18 protein-coding genes are annotated in these 17,583 nt (G+C 35.0%); 7 read left to right on the plus strand and 11 right to left on the minus strand.

What is annotated here, in order from left to right; translation table 11 throughout:
* The first annotated feature begins 1 nt into the window (after window position 1).
* The 3 genes from H600_RS0103090 to H600_RS0103100 all read left to right on the plus strand — a co-directional run bounded on the left by H600_RS0103090 (window position 2) and on the right by H600_RS0103100 (window position 3,935).
* Window positions 2-2,308 carry a penicillin-binding protein 1A gene (locus H600_RS0103090; RefSeq protein WP_026727419.1) on the plus strand — a complete coding sequence of 769 codons (2,307 nt, stop codon included), beginning with the start codon at window positions 2-4 and terminating at the stop codon, window positions 2,306-2,308.
* A gap of 166 nt (window positions 2,309-2,474) precedes the next feature.
* A complete protein-coding gene (locus H600_RS0103095) occupies window positions 2,475-3,173 on the plus strand; it encodes a CoA transferase subunit A (RefSeq protein WP_026727420.1) in 699 nt (232 codons plus the stop codon).
* A 105-nt stretch (window positions 3,174-3,278) separates the two neighbouring features.
* Complete coding sequence (locus H600_RS0103100; protein ID WP_026727421.1) at window positions 3,279-3,935, plus strand: CoA transferase subunit B; 657 nt, start codon at window positions 3,279-3,281, stop codon at window positions 3,933-3,935.
* Window positions 3,936-4,097: 162 nt separating this feature from the next.
* On the opposite strand, the gene H600_RS0103105 is transcribed toward H600_RS0103100, so the two are convergent.
* Both H600_RS0103105 and H600_RS0103110 read right to left on the minus strand, forming a co-directional pair.
* Window positions 4,098-4,628, minus strand: coding sequence for a DUF6646 family protein (locus H600_RS0103105; RefSeq protein WP_026727422.1), 531 nt, complete (start codon window positions 4,626-4,628; stop codon window positions 4,098-4,100).
* Between the two features lie 45 nt (window positions 4,629-4,673).
* Window positions 4,674-5,408 (minus strand): metallophosphoesterase family protein, encoded by a 735-nt coding sequence (locus tag H600_RS0103110; protein ID WP_026727423.1) that lies wholly within the window; start codon window positions 5,406-5,408, stop codon window positions 4,674-4,676.
* Window positions 5,409-5,549: 141 nt separating this feature from the next.
* Here H600_RS0103110 and H600_RS0103115 point away from each other — a divergent pair, with 141 nt between their 5' ends.
* The 3 genes from H600_RS0103115 (at window position 5,550) to H600_RS0103125 (ending at window position 7,836) form a co-directional block, all read left to right on the plus strand.
* Window positions 5,550-6,053, plus strand: coding sequence for a hypothetical protein (locus tag H600_RS0103115; protein WP_084157337.1), 504 nt, complete (start codon window positions 5,550-5,552; stop codon window positions 6,051-6,053).
* Window positions 6,054-6,156: 103 nt separating this feature from the next.
* Window positions 6,157-7,239 (plus strand): DNA polymerase IV, encoded by a 1,083-nt coding sequence (gene dinB / locus H600_RS0103120; protein ID WP_026727425.1) that lies wholly within the window; start codon window positions 6,157-6,159, stop codon window positions 7,237-7,239.
* 96 nt (window positions 7,240-7,335) lie between these two features.
* A complete protein-coding gene (locus H600_RS0103125; protein ID WP_026727426.1) occupies window positions 7,336-7,836 on the plus strand; it encodes a PAS domain-containing protein in 501 nt (166 codons plus the stop codon).
* A 121-nt stretch (window positions 7,837-7,957) separates the two neighbouring features.
* Here the strand turns inward: H600_RS0103125 and H600_RS0103130 are convergent, their stop codons facing one another.
* The 9 genes from H600_RS0103130 to H600_RS0103170 form a co-directional block, all read right to left on the minus strand.
* Window positions 7,958-9,562: a fumarate hydratase gene (locus tag H600_RS0103130; RefSeq protein WP_035108271.1), complete on the minus strand. Its 1,605-nt coding sequence runs from the start codon at window positions 9,560-9,562 to the stop codon at window positions 7,958-7,960.
* Window positions 9,563-9,778: 216 nt separating this feature from the next.
* Window positions 9,779-10,240 carry an IS200/IS605 family transposase gene (gene tnpA, locus H600_RS0103135; RefSeq protein ID WP_026727428.1) on the minus strand — a complete coding sequence of 154 codons (462 nt, stop codon included), beginning with the start codon at window positions 10,238-10,240 and terminating at the stop codon, window positions 9,779-9,781.
* Between the two features lie 207 nt (window positions 10,241-10,447).
* Window positions 10,448-11,887 carry a nucleoside recognition domain-containing protein gene (locus H600_RS0103140; RefSeq protein WP_026727429.1) on the minus strand — a complete coding sequence of 480 codons (1,440 nt, stop codon included), beginning with the start codon at window positions 11,885-11,887 and terminating at the stop codon, window positions 10,448-10,450.
* Between the two features lie 110 nt (window positions 11,888-11,997).
* Window positions 11,998-13,071, minus strand: a complete 1,074-nt coding sequence (locus tag H600_RS0103145) for a winged helix DNA-binding domain-containing protein (RefSeq protein WP_026727430.1) — start codon at window positions 13,069-13,071, stop codon at window positions 11,998-12,000.
* A 95-nt stretch (window positions 13,072-13,166) separates the two neighbouring features.
* Complete coding sequence (locus H600_RS0103150) at window positions 13,167-13,880, minus strand: 3'-5' exonuclease (RefSeq protein WP_026727431.1); 714 nt, start codon at window positions 13,878-13,880, stop codon at window positions 13,167-13,169.
* Between the two features lie 182 nt (window positions 13,881-14,062).
* The gene (locus H600_RS0103155) at window positions 14,063-14,539 is read right to left on the minus strand and encodes a methylated-DNA--[protein]-cysteine S-methyltransferase (protein WP_026727432.1); all 477 of its coding nucleotides are present in this window, start codon (window positions 14,537-14,539) and stop codon (window positions 14,063-14,065) included.
* Window positions 14,540-14,710: 171 nt separating this feature from the next.
* Window positions 14,711-15,526, minus strand: coding sequence for an NAD-dependent epimerase/dehydratase family protein (locus tag H600_RS0103160; RefSeq protein ID WP_026727433.1), 816 nt, complete (start codon window positions 15,524-15,526; stop codon window positions 14,711-14,713).
* A gap of 115 nt (window positions 15,527-15,641) precedes the next feature.
* Window positions 15,642-16,091 carry a GNAT family N-acetyltransferase gene (locus H600_RS0103165; protein WP_026727434.1) on the minus strand — a complete coding sequence of 150 codons (450 nt, stop codon included), beginning with the start codon at window positions 16,089-16,091 and terminating at the stop codon, window positions 15,642-15,644.
* A complete protein-coding gene (locus H600_RS0103170; RefSeq protein ID WP_026727435.1) occupies window positions 16,076-16,978 on the minus strand; it encodes a LysR family transcriptional regulator in 903 nt (300 codons plus the stop codon). Before H600_RS0103170 ends, H600_RS0103165 begins: the two co-directional genes overlap by 16 nt.
* A 145-nt stretch (window positions 16,979-17,123) precedes the next feature.
* Here H600_RS0103170 and H600_RS0103175 point away from each other — a divergent pair, with 145 nt between their 5' ends.
* Window positions 17,124-17,519, plus strand: coding sequence for a rhodanese-like domain-containing protein (locus H600_RS0103175; RefSeq protein ID WP_026727436.1), 396 nt, complete (start codon window positions 17,124-17,126; stop codon window positions 17,517-17,519).
* Window positions 17,520-17,583: the final 64 nt, after the last annotated feature.

Below are 17,583 nucleotides of genomic sequence, written 5' to 3' on the forward strand. Positions count from 1 at the left end.
TATGGCAGCTAAGAAAAACAATCAATCAAATAGCGTTAAAGATATTAATTACTATAAAAAGAAGTTTTGGCGAATTTTTGCTTACAGTTTGCTGGGTATTTTGGCCTTCTTTTTATTTGCCTCTTGGGGATTATTCGGTTCAATGCCTTCTTTCGAAGATCTTGAAAATCCAGATTCGAATTTAGCTACTGAAATTATTTCTTCTGATGGGGTTGTCATCGGTAAATATTTCAAAACTAATAGATCACAACTAAAATATTCAGATTTGCCAAAAAGTTTGGTTGAGGCCTTGGTTGCAACTGAAGATGCACGTTTTTATGAACACTCAGGAATTGACGGACGTGGAACTTTAAGAGCAATTTTTACCTTGGGAACAAACGGTGGAGCGAGTACGTTAACGCAACAGCTTGCAAAACAATTGTTTCATGGCGAAGGATCTAAATTCCTTCCTTTCAGGATTGTTCAAAAAATAAAAGAGTGGATTATTGCTATTCGTTTGGAAAGACAATATACCAAAAATGAAATTATAGCAATGTATTGTAATGTCTATGATTTCGGGAATTATTCGGTTGGGGTGAGTTCCGCTGCACAGACTTATTTCTCTAAAGACCCAAAAGATTTGACAATGGACGAATCGGCTATTTTAGTCGGAATGTTTAAAAACTCAGGATTATACAATCCAGTTCGTAATCCGCAAGGTGTAAAGAATCGTCGTAATGTGGTGCTTTCGCAAATGGAAAAAGCAAAGATGATTTCAACTGCTGAAAAGTTAAGATTACAAGCTTTGCCAATTACACTAAAATTCAAATTGGAGAGCCACCGTGAAGGAATGGCGACTTATTTCAGAGAATACCTTCGTGATTACATGAAAAAATGGGTTGCTGAAAACAAAAAGCCGGACGGTTCAGACTATGATATCTACAAAGATGGTTTGAAAATTTACACGACTATCGATTCAAGAATGCAGTTGTATGCTGAAGAAGCAGTTTCTGAACACATGAAAAACCTACAACAGCAGTTTTTTATTGAAATGAAAACCAATAAAAATGCGCCGTTCGTAAATATCACTCAAGCAGAAACAGATAGAATAATGATGCAGGCAATGAAAAATTCTGATCGTTGGGCCATCATGAAAGATTTGGAGAAAAGTGAGGAAGATATCATCGCATCCTTCAAGGTAAAAACAAAAATGCGCGTATTTACTTGGAAAGGCGAACGCGATACTGTAATGACACCGCTTGATTCTATCCGTTATTACAAACACTTTTTACAGTCAGGTTTGATGGCTATGGAGCCTCAAACGGGTAACATTAAAGCTTGGGTAGGAGGAATCAATTACAAATATTTCCAATACGATCACGTAGGCCAGGGAGCAAGACAAGTTGGATCTACTTTTAAGCCATTTGTTTATGCTACCGCAATTGAGCAATTGAATATGTCTCCTTGTGATTCTATTCTTGATGGGCCGTTTATGATTCACAAAGGACGTCACCATGTAACAGAAGATTGGGAGCCAAGAAACTCTGACAACAGATATCGAGGAATGGTAACGCTGAAGCAAGGTTTGGCTAACTCGATCAATACAGTTTCGGCTAAATTAATTGACAGAACTGGTCCAGAAGCTGTTGTTGAATTGACAAAAAAATTAGGTGTTAAAACTGAAATTCCCGTTCAGCCTTCAATCGCACTTGGAGCGGTTGATATTACTGTTGAAGATATGGTTGCGGCTTATAGTACATTCGCAAATCAAGGCGTTTATGTAAAACCACAATTTTTAAGCAGAATTGAGAATAAAAGTGGAGAGGTTATTTATGAGCCAATTCCAGAATCTCATGACGTTTTAAATAAAGATATTGCCTTTGCAGTAATCAAATTATTAGAAGGTGTAACCGAAACTGGTTCTGGTGCACGTTTACGTACACAAGGCGGTGGAAGCGGTGATAATCGTTGGACAGGATATCCATATATGTTCAAAAATCCGATTGCGGGTAAAACCGGAACAACACAAAATCAATCTGATGGTTGGTTCATGGGAATGGTTCCGAATTTAGTAACTGGAGTTTGGGTAGGTTGTGAAGATCGTTCTGCACGTTTCAAAAGCTTAACTTACGGGCAAGGAGCCACTGCAGCATTACCAGTATGGGCTTACTTTATGAAAAAATGTTATGGAGACGAAGGACTCCAAGTTTCAAAATCAGAATTTGAGCGTCCAGCAAATCTTTCGATAAAAGTGGATTGTTACCAAAGACCGGCAGTGGTGAAAGATACTACGCAAACGGAACAAAATACAGATGAATTTGAGTTGTAAAATTTAATTCAAACCTTAAATAAAATATCCTTTTGAAATCTTCTGAAATTTGGAAGAGGACAAAAGGATTTTTTTTGCGCTATATTTTATTTTTTACGAAATCGTTATAATTAAATCTAAAAATCTTATTTTTATCAAAAATATACAGTAATAAAGATACTTTGTTATGATAACAAAAAAAGTTAATAATGTTCAGGACGCAATTAAAGGAATCGAAAGTGGCATGACAATCATGTTTGGTGGTTTCGGTTTATGTGGAATTCCTGAAAACACAATTGCAGCATTAGTTAATACCTCAATCTCAGATTTGACTTGTATTTCGAATAATGCAGGTGTAGATGATTTTGGATTGGGTTTGCTTTTGCAAAAGAAACAAATCAAAAAAATGATTTCATCTTATGTGGGAGAAAATGCTGAGTTTGAGCGTCAAATGCTTTCGGGGGAATTAGAAGTTGAGTTGACTCCGCAAGGTACTTTGGCAGAAAGATGCCGCGCTGCCCAAGCAGGAATTCCTGCTTTCTTTACACCAGCAGGATATGGAACTGAAGTTGCTGAAGGAAAAGAAGCACGTGAATTCAATGGAAAAATGCATATTATGGAACACGCTTTCAAAGCCGATTTTGCCATTGTAAAAGCATGGAAAGGTGATGAAGCCGGAAATCTTATTTTTAAAGGAACTGCCAGAAACTTTAATGCCTGTATGGCCGGCGCCGGAAAAATCACAATTGCTGAGGTTGAAGAATTAGTTCCAGTCGGTACTTTAGATCCAAATCAAATTCATATTCCGGGAATCATGGTACAGCGTATTTTCCAAGGTGAAAAATTTGAAAAGAGAATCGAGCAACGTACTGTTAGAATTAGATAATTAGAAAATGTGATAATTAGAATATGTCTTGCGTAATCTAAATAACTATCTAATTATCAAATTGACTAATTGGCACATTAAAAAAAAATTGACACATTAAAAAATATGGCACTTAGTAAAGAAGATATAGCGAAAAGAATCGCAAAAGAAGTAAAAGACCGTTATTTCGTAAATCTAGGAATTGGGATTCCGACTTTGGTAGCGAATTACGTTCGAGAAGATATTGCCGTAGAATTCCAAAGTGAAAATGGAGTTCTTGGAATGGGACCTTTTCCTTTTGAAGGGGAAGAAGACGCAGATATTATTAATGCTGGAAAACAAACTATTACAACACTTCCGGGGGCAAGTTTTTTTGATTCGGCTTTCAGCTTCGGAATGATCCGTAGTCAAAAAGTAGATTTAACTATTTTAGGAGCGATGGAAGTTTCTGAAAACGGAGATATTGCCAACTGGAAAATTCCAGGTAAAATGGTAAAAGGAATGGGAGGCGCAATGGATTTGGTGGCTTCCGCTGAAAATATCATTGTAGCGATGATGCACGTAAACAAAGCAGGAGAATCAAAAATCCTAAAAAGATGCACTTTGCCATTAACGGGCGTAGGATGCGTTAAAAAGGTTGTAACCGAGCTTGCAGTTCTCGAAGTAACCGAAAAAGGTTTTAAGCTCTTAGAACGAGCCCCAGGCGTTTCTGTTGAGCACATTATTGCATCAACTGAAGCTGATTTGATAATCGAGGGAGAAATTCCTGAAATGAGTATTTAATTTTAGGTTTAAGTGACAAAGTGACAAAGTGACAAAGCAACAAAGCAACAAAGGTTTGAAATAACTTTACCTTAAAAAGAAAAAACCGCTCAAAAGCGGTTTTTTTAAACTTTGCAACTTTGCAACTTTGCAACTTTGCAACTTTGCAACTTTGCAACTTTTTTATTGCAAATTAAATGATGCTCCTAAACTAAAAGTACCTTGATTATTCAAGTGATCGAATACATCATTATTGCTGCTGTATTTTGCAATCGGGAAACCAATTTCTGTGAAAACACCAAATCCATCAGTAAAGAAATAGCGCCCTCCGATATGTCCTCCAAAATTTTTCAATCCTAAGCTTAAACCTGGATAAATATCTAACTGTTCAACTCCAATAACGCTGCTCAAGTTAGCATTGATTCTTGCTTTTGCGTCAAAACGATCTTTGAATTCAGGTTTGTAATCATCGTATGGTGTCGGATGATCGCCGTAGAAACCGTTAAAATTGCTTACACCAAGTAAATAATTTGAAACAAAACCAAAAGAGAAATTCTCCCCTAAACCAAAATCAACAGAACCTTGAATTCCAGAACCACCATCTTGAATATTAGCACCAACATTTACTCGAATATCTCCTTTGCCTGTAAAAGCTTTTTGAGCATTAATAAATCCGAATGATACTAAAAACAAGAGTGTAACAATTTTTTTCATAAACTTAATATTAATTTTTAAAGTGCAAAAATAGCTTTTTGAAAATCAATTCCTACCTTTTTCGTCAGGATATAATTCGTTTAAAGGCTCACTTTGCCAGAACTCTTTAGTGTCCACATTCATAATTGTCAAGGGGCCTTTGAAAGCAGCGCCGGTATCAACATTCCAAACACAGGCTTTGTTTATAGGCACAGTTTGGCCAATTCGGGTAACAGGAGTATGGCCAATATAAATTTCTTTATAAACTGTAAATCGCTTTGGGTAATATAAATCATCAGGTTTTAAGTTTGGATCTAAAGCTAATGCCGATTCCCAAAGTGTTCTGTCCCAATAAAATAATTTGGGAAAGTATTCCCAGACAACGCCATTTAAGTTGGTAAATCCGGCGTGAACAAAAAGACGATTTTCATCATCAAGATAATAATCCTTCAAAGATTCCAAAAAAGAGATATGCGTTTTCTTTTTTTCTTCGGAAAGTTTAGAATATCCTTCAACAGTTGCTTTTCCGCCATGTTTGTACCACATTTCTTCATCAAAATCTTCATGTCGGTTTTCAAGCCAGTCTAAGGCCAGCTGATCATGATTTCCTCTAATGCAAATGCATTTTTGCTTGTTTTTAAGGTCAATTAAAAAATCGATTACCTCGGCTGATTGACTCCAGCCGTCCACGTAATCACCTAAAAAAATAAGAGTATCTTCAGTAGTAACGTTGGCTTTACTCAACACTTGCTCAAGTGCGCGTAATCCTCCGTGTATGTCGCCTAAAACAAATGTTCGCATTTTTAAATTTTTCGGGTAAGGATTACAAAAATAAAGAAAATGATTTGTTTGGAATCATTTAGTTGTTAATCTTTGCGAAACTGATGATTTAATTCTTTAAGAAAATAACAACTAACATAACCCAAAATCAAAAATCAATTTATGAAAAGGAATTTAACTATTTTATTTTTAATGCTTGCGCTTGCAGGTTTTTCACAGGGAAAACTTACTTATGGAAATGGAGGAACCGTTTACAATGCTGAAGGTCAAAAAGTAAGAACCGACTTAGTTCGAGCACTGATGAATGAAAATGCCGAAGCTTTGGCGCTTTATAATTCGGGAAGAAATAAAAAAACATGGGGAAATGTTCTTTTTTATGGTGGTCTAGGACTTGTTGCCACTAATCTGATTGTCGCATCAAATACGGACAATAATTCGTATTCAAGTGGCTATAGCCCAAATCCGTCTGAAAAATCAAACATGACCGCGGCTATTATTGGAGGTGCCATGATTATTGCTTCCATTCCAATCAAGATTGGATATCCAAAAAAAATCAAAGCTGCACTTGAAAAATACAATGCCGGTTTGGCCGATAGTTATAAGTTAGAGCCAAAAACTACTTTGATTGCCAGTGCTAACCAAATTGGACTTAGAGTAGAATTTTAGAAATTTTATTGAAAAGAAAGGATAAAGCTATAGTTGTAAAACTGTAGCTTTTTTTATGATTTTTTAGCACCAATTTTCAGGCTTTCCTATTTAAATTTGTAGCATGCTTGAAACGCCTACATATCGAAAAATTATCCATATCGACATGGATGCTTTTTATGCTTCTGTAGAGCAGATGGATAATCCTGCTTTGCGTGGAAAACCTGTTGCGGTTGGCGGTGCAGAAAATAGAGGAGTCGTTTCGGCGGCAAGTTATGAGGCAAGGAAATTTGGTGTTCGGAGCGCCATAAGTGGAGTTTTAGCTAAAAAATACTGTCCTGAAATTATTTTCGTGCGTCCGAGATTTGATCGTTACAAAGAAATCTCTTCTAAAATTCATAAAATTTTTCATGAATATACTGATTTGGTTGAGCCACTTTCACTAGATGAGGCTTATTTGGATGTTACTCAAAATAAAAAAGGAAATCCAAGTGCGAGTTTGCTTGCACAGGAAATTAGATTGCGAATTCTGAATGAAGTAGGACTTACAGCATCTGCGGGAATTTCAGTTAATAAATTTGTAGCTAAAATTGCAAGCGACGTCAATAAGCCAAATGGACAAAAAACGGTAAATCCAGATGAAGTTTTATCTTTTTTAGAAGAATTGCCAATCCGAAAGTTTTATGGTGTTGGAAAAGTCACGACTGAAAAAATGTATCAGCTCGGAATTTTTACAGGAGCCGATTTGAAAAGCAAAACAATTGAGTTTCTGGAAAAACATTTCGGGAAATCTGGTGCTTTTTATTATAAAGTGGTGCGTGGGATCCATAACAGCGAAGTAAAAGCGCATCGCATAGCAAAATCAGTTGCGGCTGAGCATACTTTTGACGTCAATTTATCCTCAGAAATTTTTATGCTAGAACAGCTTGAAAAAATTGCTACATCATTAGAAAAACGGTTGAAGAAGCACAAGATTTCAGGAAAGACCGTAACGCTTAAAATCAAATACAGTGATTTTACCCAACAGACCCGAAGCAAAACATTGCCGTATTTTATTTCAGATAAAAGCTTAATCTTGGAAACAGTAGAAGAATTGCTTTATCAAGAACGAATGAAAGACTCAGTAAGACTACTTGGGATTTCGCTAAACAATTTAAATACAGAGGAAAAGAAAGCTGTGGTTGTGCAATTAAAATTTTCTTTTTGATTTGTTATAATCTAAAATATTACGGTTTTCCGTAACGATAAACGGAGTTTTCGTTTTATCTTTGAGAGAAAAGATGTCTCATTTAAATTGTTCCAAATGAAAAATTCCGACCTTGAAGATCCTTCTTATCGTTATTCGGTTCCCATTTTGGCGTGGGATTTTCATTACGAATATGTAAATGAATTGAAAGCCATGGCTTCCGATTTGAAAAAGGTACATCGAATTTCTACCCAATTTTCCTGGAATGAAAAGGGGCTGAAAATAGAAGAACGTATTAAAAATGAAGTAATTGTAATTACCGATTTGAATTTGAAAATCGTTTTTGCTTCCAGTAAAATCAAAAGAATGACGGGCTATACTGAAGCCGAAGTTTTAGGAAATACACCAAAAATGTTTCAAGGACCAGAAACGTGTCCAACAGCCTTGCAGGAAATCAGAGAAGCAATTCAACTTAAAACTTCCTTTGAAAAGACAATTGAAAACTATAAAAAAAACGGGAAAGTTTACAGTTGTCATATTAACGGTTTTCCAGTTTACAATTTTAAAGGCGAAGTTTCCCATTTTATTGCCTTCGAAAAAAATGCTCTTAGTGCTTAGTTTTTGCCACAAAGACACTAAGTTGCCAAGAAAATAATTTATACGAAAATAAAAAAAACCGCCTTTTAGGCGGTTTTTTGTAATATAAAACTTTGCGACTTAGTGTCTTTGTGACAAAAAACTATAGGTTCTCAAAGAAATCATTTCCTTTGTCATCTGTTATAATAAATGCAGGGAAATCTTTTACAGTGATTTTACGAACAGCTTCCATTCCTAATTCTTCAAAATCAACAACTTCAACTTTAAGGATATTGTCTTGTGCCAAAATCGCAGCAGGACCTCCAATAGAACCCAAGTAGAATCCTCCGTATTTGTTGCAGGCATCCGTAACTTGTTTGGTACGATTTCCTTTTGCCAACATCACCATACTTCCACCATTTTTTTGGAATTCATCAACATAAACATCCATACGGCCAGCAGTTGTTGGCCCAAAACTTCCTGACGGCATTCCTTCTGGCGTTTTTGCTGGACCAGCATAATAAACAGGGTGATTTTTGAAATATTCTGGCATTGGTTTTCCAGCGTCTAGTAATTCTTTAATTTTTGCGTGCGCAATATCTCTGGCAACAATAACGGTTCCGTTTAATTTCAAACGTGTTTTGATAGGATATTGCGATAATTTTGCCAAAATATCCGCCATTGGCTGATCTAGATCAACTTCAACCGGTGCTTCTAAATGCGGAGCAGTTTCTGGTAAAAATTGTTTCGGATTTACTTCCAATTGCTCAACGAAGATTCCGTCTTTCGTGATTTTCCCTTTGATATTTCTATCAGCTGAGCAAGAAACTCCTAATCCAACTGGACAAGAAGCGGCGTGACGAGGTAAACGAATTACACGAACATCATGCGTGAAATATTTTCCTCCAAACTGTGCTCCAATTTCGCTTTCTTGACAAATTTTCTGAACGCGTTCTTCCCATTCTAAATCACGAAATGCTTGACCAGCCATGTTTCCTGATGTTGGAAGATGATCGTAATAACCTGCCGATGCTTTTTTAACAGCGCTTAAGTTTGCTTCCGCAGAAGTTCCACCAATCACTAAAGCCAAGTGATATGGAGGGCAAGCTGAAGTTCCCAAATCTTTGATTTTAGCACGAATAAATGCATCTAAAGATTTGTCATTCAGCAACGATTTTGTTTGTTGGTATAAATACGTTTTATTCGCAGATCCTCCACCTTTTGCCATAAACAAGAATTCATAAGAGGCTCCTTTTTTAGCATAAATATCAATTTGCGCTGGAAGATTTGAACCTGAATTCTTTTCTTCAAACATTGAAATTGGAACGATCTGTGAATAACGTAAGTTACGTTTTTGGTAAGTGTTGAAAATTCCTTTGCTCAGCCATTCTGCATCATCAACTCCAGTGAAAATGCTTTCACCTTTTTTCGCCATTACAATTGCAGTTCCGGTATCTTGACAGCTTGGCAACTGACCTTCGGCAGCAACTGATGCATTTTGCAATAAATTATACGCGACAAATCGATCGTTGTCAGTCGCTTCTGGATCATCAAGAATGTTTCTTAATTTTTGTAAATGTGTCGTTCTCAACATAAACGAGACATCTGTAAGTGCTTCTTCAGCTAATAATTCTAAACCTTTTGGATCGACAGTCAAAATTTCGCGTTCTCCAAATTTTTCAACTTTTACAAAATCAGAGGTGATTTTGCGGTATTGTGTCTCATCCTTCAAAATTGGATAAGGATCTTGGTATATAAAATCAATCATTGTTTTGTTTTTTTACAAAGTTAGAAATTATTTACCTAAGAAAGAATTTGAATTAGGAAGGTTTGTGTGTTAATATATTGCGGAAAATGACATATATCTAAACTGGACTGAAGTCCAGCCCTACAAAATAAATCGTTCCTGCGGAACTTTAAATAGAGCCAACGGCTCAAGCCATATTGTAGGGCTGGACTTCAGTCCAGTTTAGATATGGTATATTCATATTAAATTTTCAAAAACGCATCTTTCATCATATTTGACATTGTATTTGTTTAGAAAAGAGGAGTATTCATCTTTGAAATTTTGATTTTTGTGATGTTCTTCTTGATTTGCGATATATTTAAAAATGGCATCAATATGAGATTTACTGTATGAAAAAACACCATAGCCTTCTTGCCATTCAAATTTGCTTTTTGTTAATTGATGATCATTGATAAATTTTGATGATTTGCCTTTTATGACTTTCATTAAATCTGAAGTGGAAACTGTCGGTTTAAGAGCTAATAGGCAGTGAATATGATCTTCGGTGCCATTCACAATAATAGTTTTACAGCCGGTTTCATTTATTAAATTTCCAATAACACTTAAGATTTTAAATTTGCATTCAGGAGTAATTAATGCTTCTCTGTATTTGACTGCGAAAACGGCTTGGATATAAACCTGATGAAAGGTGTTTGACATTTATACGTTTTTAAAGATTAAAACCGTATAAAAATACTATTTTTCTTATAAAAATATTCGTGCCATATAAAGAAAACTAGACTGAAGTCCAGCTCTACAAAATAAATCGTTCCTGCGGAACTTTAAATAGAGCCAACGGCTCAAGCCATATTGTAGGGCTGGACTTCAGTCCAGTTTAGATGTAGTATATATAATCAAATTTTTATTTTAAAAAAACCAATTCGCCACAAAAATCGCCGTAATCACGCAAATCAAATCAACCAAAAGCATCGTTCCTAAAGCATAACGCGTGTTTTTGATATTTACAGATCCAAAATAAACCGCAATTACATAGAAAGTACTTTCAGCACTACATTGGAAAATACTGCTTAATCTTGCCGTTAAGGAATCGGCACCGAAAGTGTTCATTGAATCAATCAAAAATCCTCTTGAGCCGGCTGAGCTAAAAGGACGAAGCATTGCCACAGGCAAAGCGTTTGTAATTTCTTTGCTTACGCCTAAATTGGAAAATACAAATCCGATTCCGTCACTGATAATTTCAAATAATCCGCTGTTTCTGAATAATGAAATTGCAACCAACATTCCCAAAACATAAGGGAAAATCGTAACTCCAGTTTTAACTCCATTATTTGCTCCAACTACAAAAGTATCGAAAACAGTTGTGTCTGCTTCCGTAAATTTTTTCTCATGCATAAAAGAGAAAATCAAAGTAAAAAGAACAATCGTAAGTAAAATCAATCCTGAAAGATTAGAAGTAAAGTAATTTTTTCCAATTAAATCCAAATGATTTACATACATCAATAAGCCAACAATTGCAGCAATCATGGTTATTAAACCAATTAAAAGTGAAGCACTTTTAAAATTGATTTTTTGTTTGATTCCCACAATTAAGAAAGCGGCAATTGTACCAATGAACGAAGTAATAACACAAGGCAAAATTACATCGGCTGGATTTGTGGCATTTGCCGCAGCACGATATCCAATAATCGAAGTCGCAATCAAAGTCAAACCTGATGCGTGAAGGCACATAAACATGATTTGTGCATCGCTGGCTTTGTCTTTTTCGGGATTTATTTCCTGTAAACTTTCCATTGCTTTTAATCCAAAAGGCGTTGCAGCCGAATCTAACCCCAAGAAATTGGCGGCAAAGTTTAACGTCATATACGATATCGAAGGGTGATTTTTAGGAATACTCGGGAATACTTTCACAAAAACCGGACTTAGCGCTTTGGCTAATTTTCCAGAAGCACCTGAAATGATTAAAAGTTCCATTAATCCACAGAAAAATGCTAAATAGGCAATAAGTGGCAGAATCAAATCCACCAAAGTGCTTTTACAAGTGGGCAACAAACCATCAGATTTTTGAAGCCCGCTGTAGATTTTTACGGTTTTGTTTTTATAAACGTAAGTCGTGTCTGCATTTAGCGTGTCACGATTAATAATCATGGTTTGATCTTTGGCTTTTGAAATGCTGTCTTTAATGAATGCTGGAAGTTCTTCAATGTACTTTTCAGAAATCAAAATTGGATCATCTTTCTTTCCATTTAAAACAGAATCAATCGTATAAGTATTGGCAGTGAATAAGCTTACTGTAATAAAAAGAATCGAAGAAATGAAAATCGCTAACCAAAATCTGCTTAAAACCATAATTGTATTTTTTTGTAAATGTAATTATTTAGCAATAATAAGCATAAAGATTTAAGAAATGAAACGAGAAGTAATTGACAAGAAAGGCAATTTTTTAATTAAATTTCGATTTATTCAATAACAATTTTGGTTTGCAAATAGGTTTCAAAAGATTTAATTCCTTCAAGTAAAACCTGTTTTTTATCTGTTTCAATGTCTTTAAAAAACTCCATTTCGATTTTAGCGTGATCTTTTTTTATAGTTCTTTTCCAGATTCCGACTACTTTTCCGTTTTCTAAAATTATAGGTTTGAAAATGCCATTATTGGTAAAAACTTTAGATTGATGTTCTGTATTGAAGGAAGCCTCACGTGTTTTATATGAAATTAAAATCTCATCAAAGGCAGGAAGAAAATGAACGCTTTCGCGAAAGTTACTCACATCTTTTAGCTCTTTTTTAAACCAATAATGCTGATTTTCAATAGTGATTTTGTCTAATTGTAATTCTGTTGCGTTAATCGCTTTTTGACAAATTGTTGGCGGAAAACCGGACCACCAAGAAAAATCCAGCAACGTTGCAGGCCCGTGACTTTCAAAATAGCGTTGCGCAAGTTTTGCTAAAGCTTCTTCTTTGGTTAATTTGTTTTTTGGATTCGGAACTCTTTCTTCAAGTAAGGCATAAGTGATTTGCTTGCCTTTTATTTCACCATTACAAACCAAACCATCTAATTCTGCATTCATCATAATCGCGGCGCTCAAAAAATCTTCTTTCGAAGTTTTTTCGATACCAAGCTCCTGCATAATCTCAGTTCGAGTCAAATGATTATTTCCAGATAATAATTTTTCGATAGTAACATTGATTTGATTTAACTTTTTCTCATCGTAACCAAATTTTTTAGCCCCTGAAATGGCAAAACGCTTTACTTGCGGAGCTGACAGATCTAACATCCAATAAATATCTTCAGCTGAAACAAAATGCCAAGTTGGACGCAGAATATGAGTGCGAATAATTTGGCCAGAATTTATAGCCTCTTCAATTTCTTTTTCAGAAGAATCGCAACGTGAACCTATCGCCCATTTTGCCATCGCGTAATCCTGTGCCTGCATAGCGCCAAAATGCTTCACAATTTCTTGCGGAGAACATTTGTCTGTTTTATACAGTTTTTGAGAAATAAGACGATGATGTGAAATTTCAGAATGAATCATTATTTTCAACTATTTATTAAACCATATAAGTAATATAAGTTCATGTAAAAAACTTTGTCCCTTTGCGACTTTGTAACTTTGTAACTTGAAAAAAGCTATACATGAATAATCTCCTCATCAATCAACAAATCTTCTCGGCGTAAACGAAGGAAAATCTGAGCTACAGCAATCGTATCCTTTTCACAATACGTTACAATTCGGTCAATGTCTTTCTCTACATAAAAAACGTGAGCAACCTGACTTCCGTCGATATCGCCTTTTGGAGAAGGAACACCAAGAATTTTTGTTAGCAATTTTAAAGATGTAAAATGCTTGTAATCACCAAATTTCCATAACTCCAAAGTATCTAAATGTGGAATTTCCCAAGGTTTTTTTCCAAATAAATTCAATTTGTCAGGAATTGCAATTTGATTGATGATCATTCGGCGCGCTATAAACGGAATGTCAAATTCTTTTGCATTATGTCCACACAAAAGATGTTGCGGTTGATTAAAATGATTGTTGATCAAATTATTAAAGTCTTTCAGAATCTTTTTTTCATCTCCAAAAAACGAAGTCACTCTAAAGTTTCGAATATCTCCTTTAATCGTAAAAAAACCAACCGAAATACAGACAATTTTCCCAAACTCTGCCCAAATTCCCGCGCGATCGTAAAATTCTTCTGGAGAGAACTCGTCTTTTCGCTGATATTGTGTTTTTAAATCCCAAAGTGTCTGCATTTCTGCGTCAAGCGAATTGAAATTCTCTTCTTCAGGAACAGTTTCAATATCAAGAAATAAAATGTTGTTGAGGTTTACTTTTTCAATCATAATTTTTAGCCACGAATTGCACGAATAACACTAAATTTTTTTATTTGGTATAAATGTACACAAATTTGATTTTTTAATTTGTCACAAATACAAATTGAATGAATTTTCTTAACCTTTAATAAGGTTAATTAATCGACAGGTTATAAAGAATATTCGTGGGAATTAGTGGAATTTGCGGCAAACTAAAACAAACTTTGCTGTTTACTTGGGCTTTCATGTTCCAAAAGCCATTTTTTGCGTGATAATCCGCCGGCATAACCGGTTAAAGAACCATTTGTGCCAATAACTCTGTGACATGGAACCACAATCCAAAGCGGATTTTTGCCATTTGCAGATGCTACAGCACGAATTGCTTTTACATCGCCAAGCTTTTTAGTTTGATCCATATAACTTACTGTTTTTCCGTACGGAATTTCCAATAATGATTTCCAGACTTTTTGCTGAAATTCGGTTCCTTGTGGATTCAGTTTTAGGTCGAAATCAGTTCTTTTTCCTTCAAAATATTCTTCCAACTGCAAAACAGCATCTTGTAAAACTTCGGGAATGGTTTCGGAAACTTCATTTGTACCAACATCAGAAACAGAAATCACAGAAATGCCATTTTCATCTCCAATAATTTTGGTGATTCCTAAAGGTGAATTGATATAAACTGTTTCCATAATTTTTGAATGAATTACAAAGATATGATGGTTTTGCAATCCCGATAGCTATCGGGAGCAAAGTTTTTTAAACCATGTAAGTTATATAAGTAATTTAAGCTTTTTATTGTGGCCGAACTTTCGCAAAGTTTGCCAAGCATTAATTAAATGAACTTATATAACTTATATGGTTCAATAATTTTCCAGCTTGAATTGATATTTTAAATTGTTTTGGATTTTCTCGCTTGAAATAATCTTTTTAATATTCGATTTTTCGGCACTGAATTTTGGTAGAACCAAGTTTTGCTCTTTTGCTTTTTGGGTATAATATTCTTCTCTTGTTGGATGAAAAGGCGCAACGGCATTGAAAACTTCATTCCATTTTGACTGATTTATGATCGCTTCAATAATGCCAATACAATCATTTAGATGAATCAAATTAACAGGCGCGTCAGGATTTTCAAGGTTTTCTTTTCCGGCTAAATGTTTTACAGGATGACGGTCTTCGCCGATTAATCCGCCGAAACGAAGAATTGTAGTTTCAAAATTTTGATTTTTTTGAAGAATCGCTTCTGCCAAAAATAATTGTTTTCCGCTTTCCGTTTCTGGATTTGGAATTGTATTTTCTGTAATAAAATCATTTTCATCGCCATAAACAGAAGTTGAACTTACGAAAAGTACTTTCTTAACGATTGATTTTTCTATAAACGGAATCAGATTTCTGATTTTTTCCACAAAAACTTTCTTTTCAGAATTAGGATCGACGGTTCTTAATTTTGGTGGAATATTGATAATTAAGATTTCACTTTCGGATAAAAAATCATTTACACTTTCTGAAACACTTTCGCTTTCAAGCGCAACCAAAAAAGGATTTATTCCCGAATCTTTTAAAGTAACGAGTTTATTTTCTGAAGTTGTTGTTCCGTTTATCGAATTTCCTTTTTCAATCAGTTTTTTTGCCAAAGGAAATCCAAGCCAGCCACAGCCAAGGATGCTTATTTTTTTCATTTTTTTTGCTTAAAGTAATAATCTCGCAAAGTCGCAGAGTCGTAAAGAATATTAAACTCTGCGTCTTAGCGACTTTGCGAGATTAAAAGTCACAGAGATTTTTACTCTTTTGATTTTACAAAGTTAGCGTAAATCGGATTTTATCTTTTCCGTTTGCGCCCATTCTGTTGTAAAATTTAATTGCTCTGGTATTAAATTCTGGAGTTTGCCATTGAATGTTGACGCAATTGTTTTGTTTTCCGATTTCTTTTAATTTTTCGATTAAGATTTCACCAATTCCCAAACCTCTAGTTTCTTCTTCTAAAAATAAACAGTCCATGTAGAGAAAGTTTTGTGCGTTCCAGGTCGAAAAATCAAAAGTATAAGAAGTATAACCAACAATAGTTTCTTCTGTAGCCACAACTAAACAGTATAGTTTTGGATTTTGACCAAATAAAGCTTTTTTTAGACCTTCTTCTTTTCCTTTTGGAGAAAACTCAGCTTTCTCAAATTCAGCATGTTTTTGGATCAAGATAAGTAGTTTAGGCAAATCAGAGATTTCGCAGTTTCTTATTGAATATTCCATTGTAGATTAATTTCGGTTTGCAGAAAGTTGATGAAATGATGGAAATAATCCGGATAATTTTCATTAGCGCGAGTGGCGATGAAATGTTTTCGTTTCAAACCATTTTTACCGACTTTAATTGCTTTGAGCGGGCTTGATTTTAAATGTGGCTGAAGCGCCCATTTTGCCATCGACATAACGCCCATATCGGCTTTTACCATTTCTAAAGAAGCTTCGGTCAATGGCATTGGCGTAATTTTCTTTGGTGAAACTTTGGCTGGAGCCAAAAGAAATTGATGAATGGTAACGGTTTCCATTGGAAGTGAATGTATAATCAGATGTTCGTCTGCAAAATCTTCTGCAACAACATATTTTTTATCCGCCCACCCATGATTTTCAGAAACCACCATTACGACTTCATCTTGAAAAAGCTCGGTATATTTGATATTATTGTCTTTAATCGTGTCACTTACAATGGCAATATCAATCGTATTATCCAAAAGTTTTTGAAGGGGAATATGAGTTGCCTCGATTATAATTTTCAATTCAACATTTGGATACAAAAGATGAAATTGCTTTAAGACTGACGGAAGCCAATGATAACTCGAGAAACATTCAGTACTGATTCGGATTTCGCCAGATTCGCCAAAAACCATTTGCTTGATTTGCGTTTGTGTTTCTGAGAGTTTATTCAGGATTTCATTTGCGAGTCCATAGATTTTTTCGCCGGCTTTTGTTAACACCAGTTTTTTGTTGGTTCGCAAAAATATAGCCGTACCCAATTGATATTCGGCTTCTTTGAGCTGATGACTCAAAGCCGATTGCGTCAAATGAAGTTTGTCTATGGCTTTTGTAATGCTTCCTTCTTCAACAATTGCTTTTATCAATTTTAAGTGGCGTATTTCCATTTTGAAACGTATTTCTACAAAGTAACAAAATTTTAAAGTGGCTTTTGTATGAAAAAAAGTAATGCTCTTGATGAATTCTTTTCGTTTTTATGGTGTTTGATGTTCATGTACTTTTGGAAATGTAAAACATTAAAAGACAAACAACATGGAAGCACAAATTAAACATTATGAAAACAAATTGGCTTTTGAAATGGATCCGTCCGATTTATTTGAAGCTTTAAATAATGGCGAAAAGATAATAGTAATCGATGCCCGAAGAGCTTTTGGTTACGATGAAGAACATATTCCGAATGCAATTAATATTCCGCATCGCGAAATGAATTTAGAAACGACACAACATTTAGACAAAGATGTTTTGTATGTTACATATTGCACCGGAATTGGTTGCAACGCATCAACAAAAGGAGCTTTGAATATGACGAAATTAGGATTTAAAGTAAAAGAGCTAATTGGCGGATTAGAATGGTGGAAAATTGACGGTTACGCAACTGAAGGCACAAAAGGTGAAAAACAAGGTTTGAAAATCGAATGTGCGTGTTGATTTAATGAGGGACAAAGCTACAAAGGTTCAAAGAAACAGAGGTTTCTCCTCATATCTAAAAAGC

It is taken from the genome of Flavobacterium denitrificans DSM 15936, from assembly GCF_000425445.1.
Classification (GTDB): domain Bacteria; phylum Bacteroidota; class Bacteroidia; order Flavobacteriales; family Flavobacteriaceae; genus Flavobacterium; species Flavobacterium denitrificans.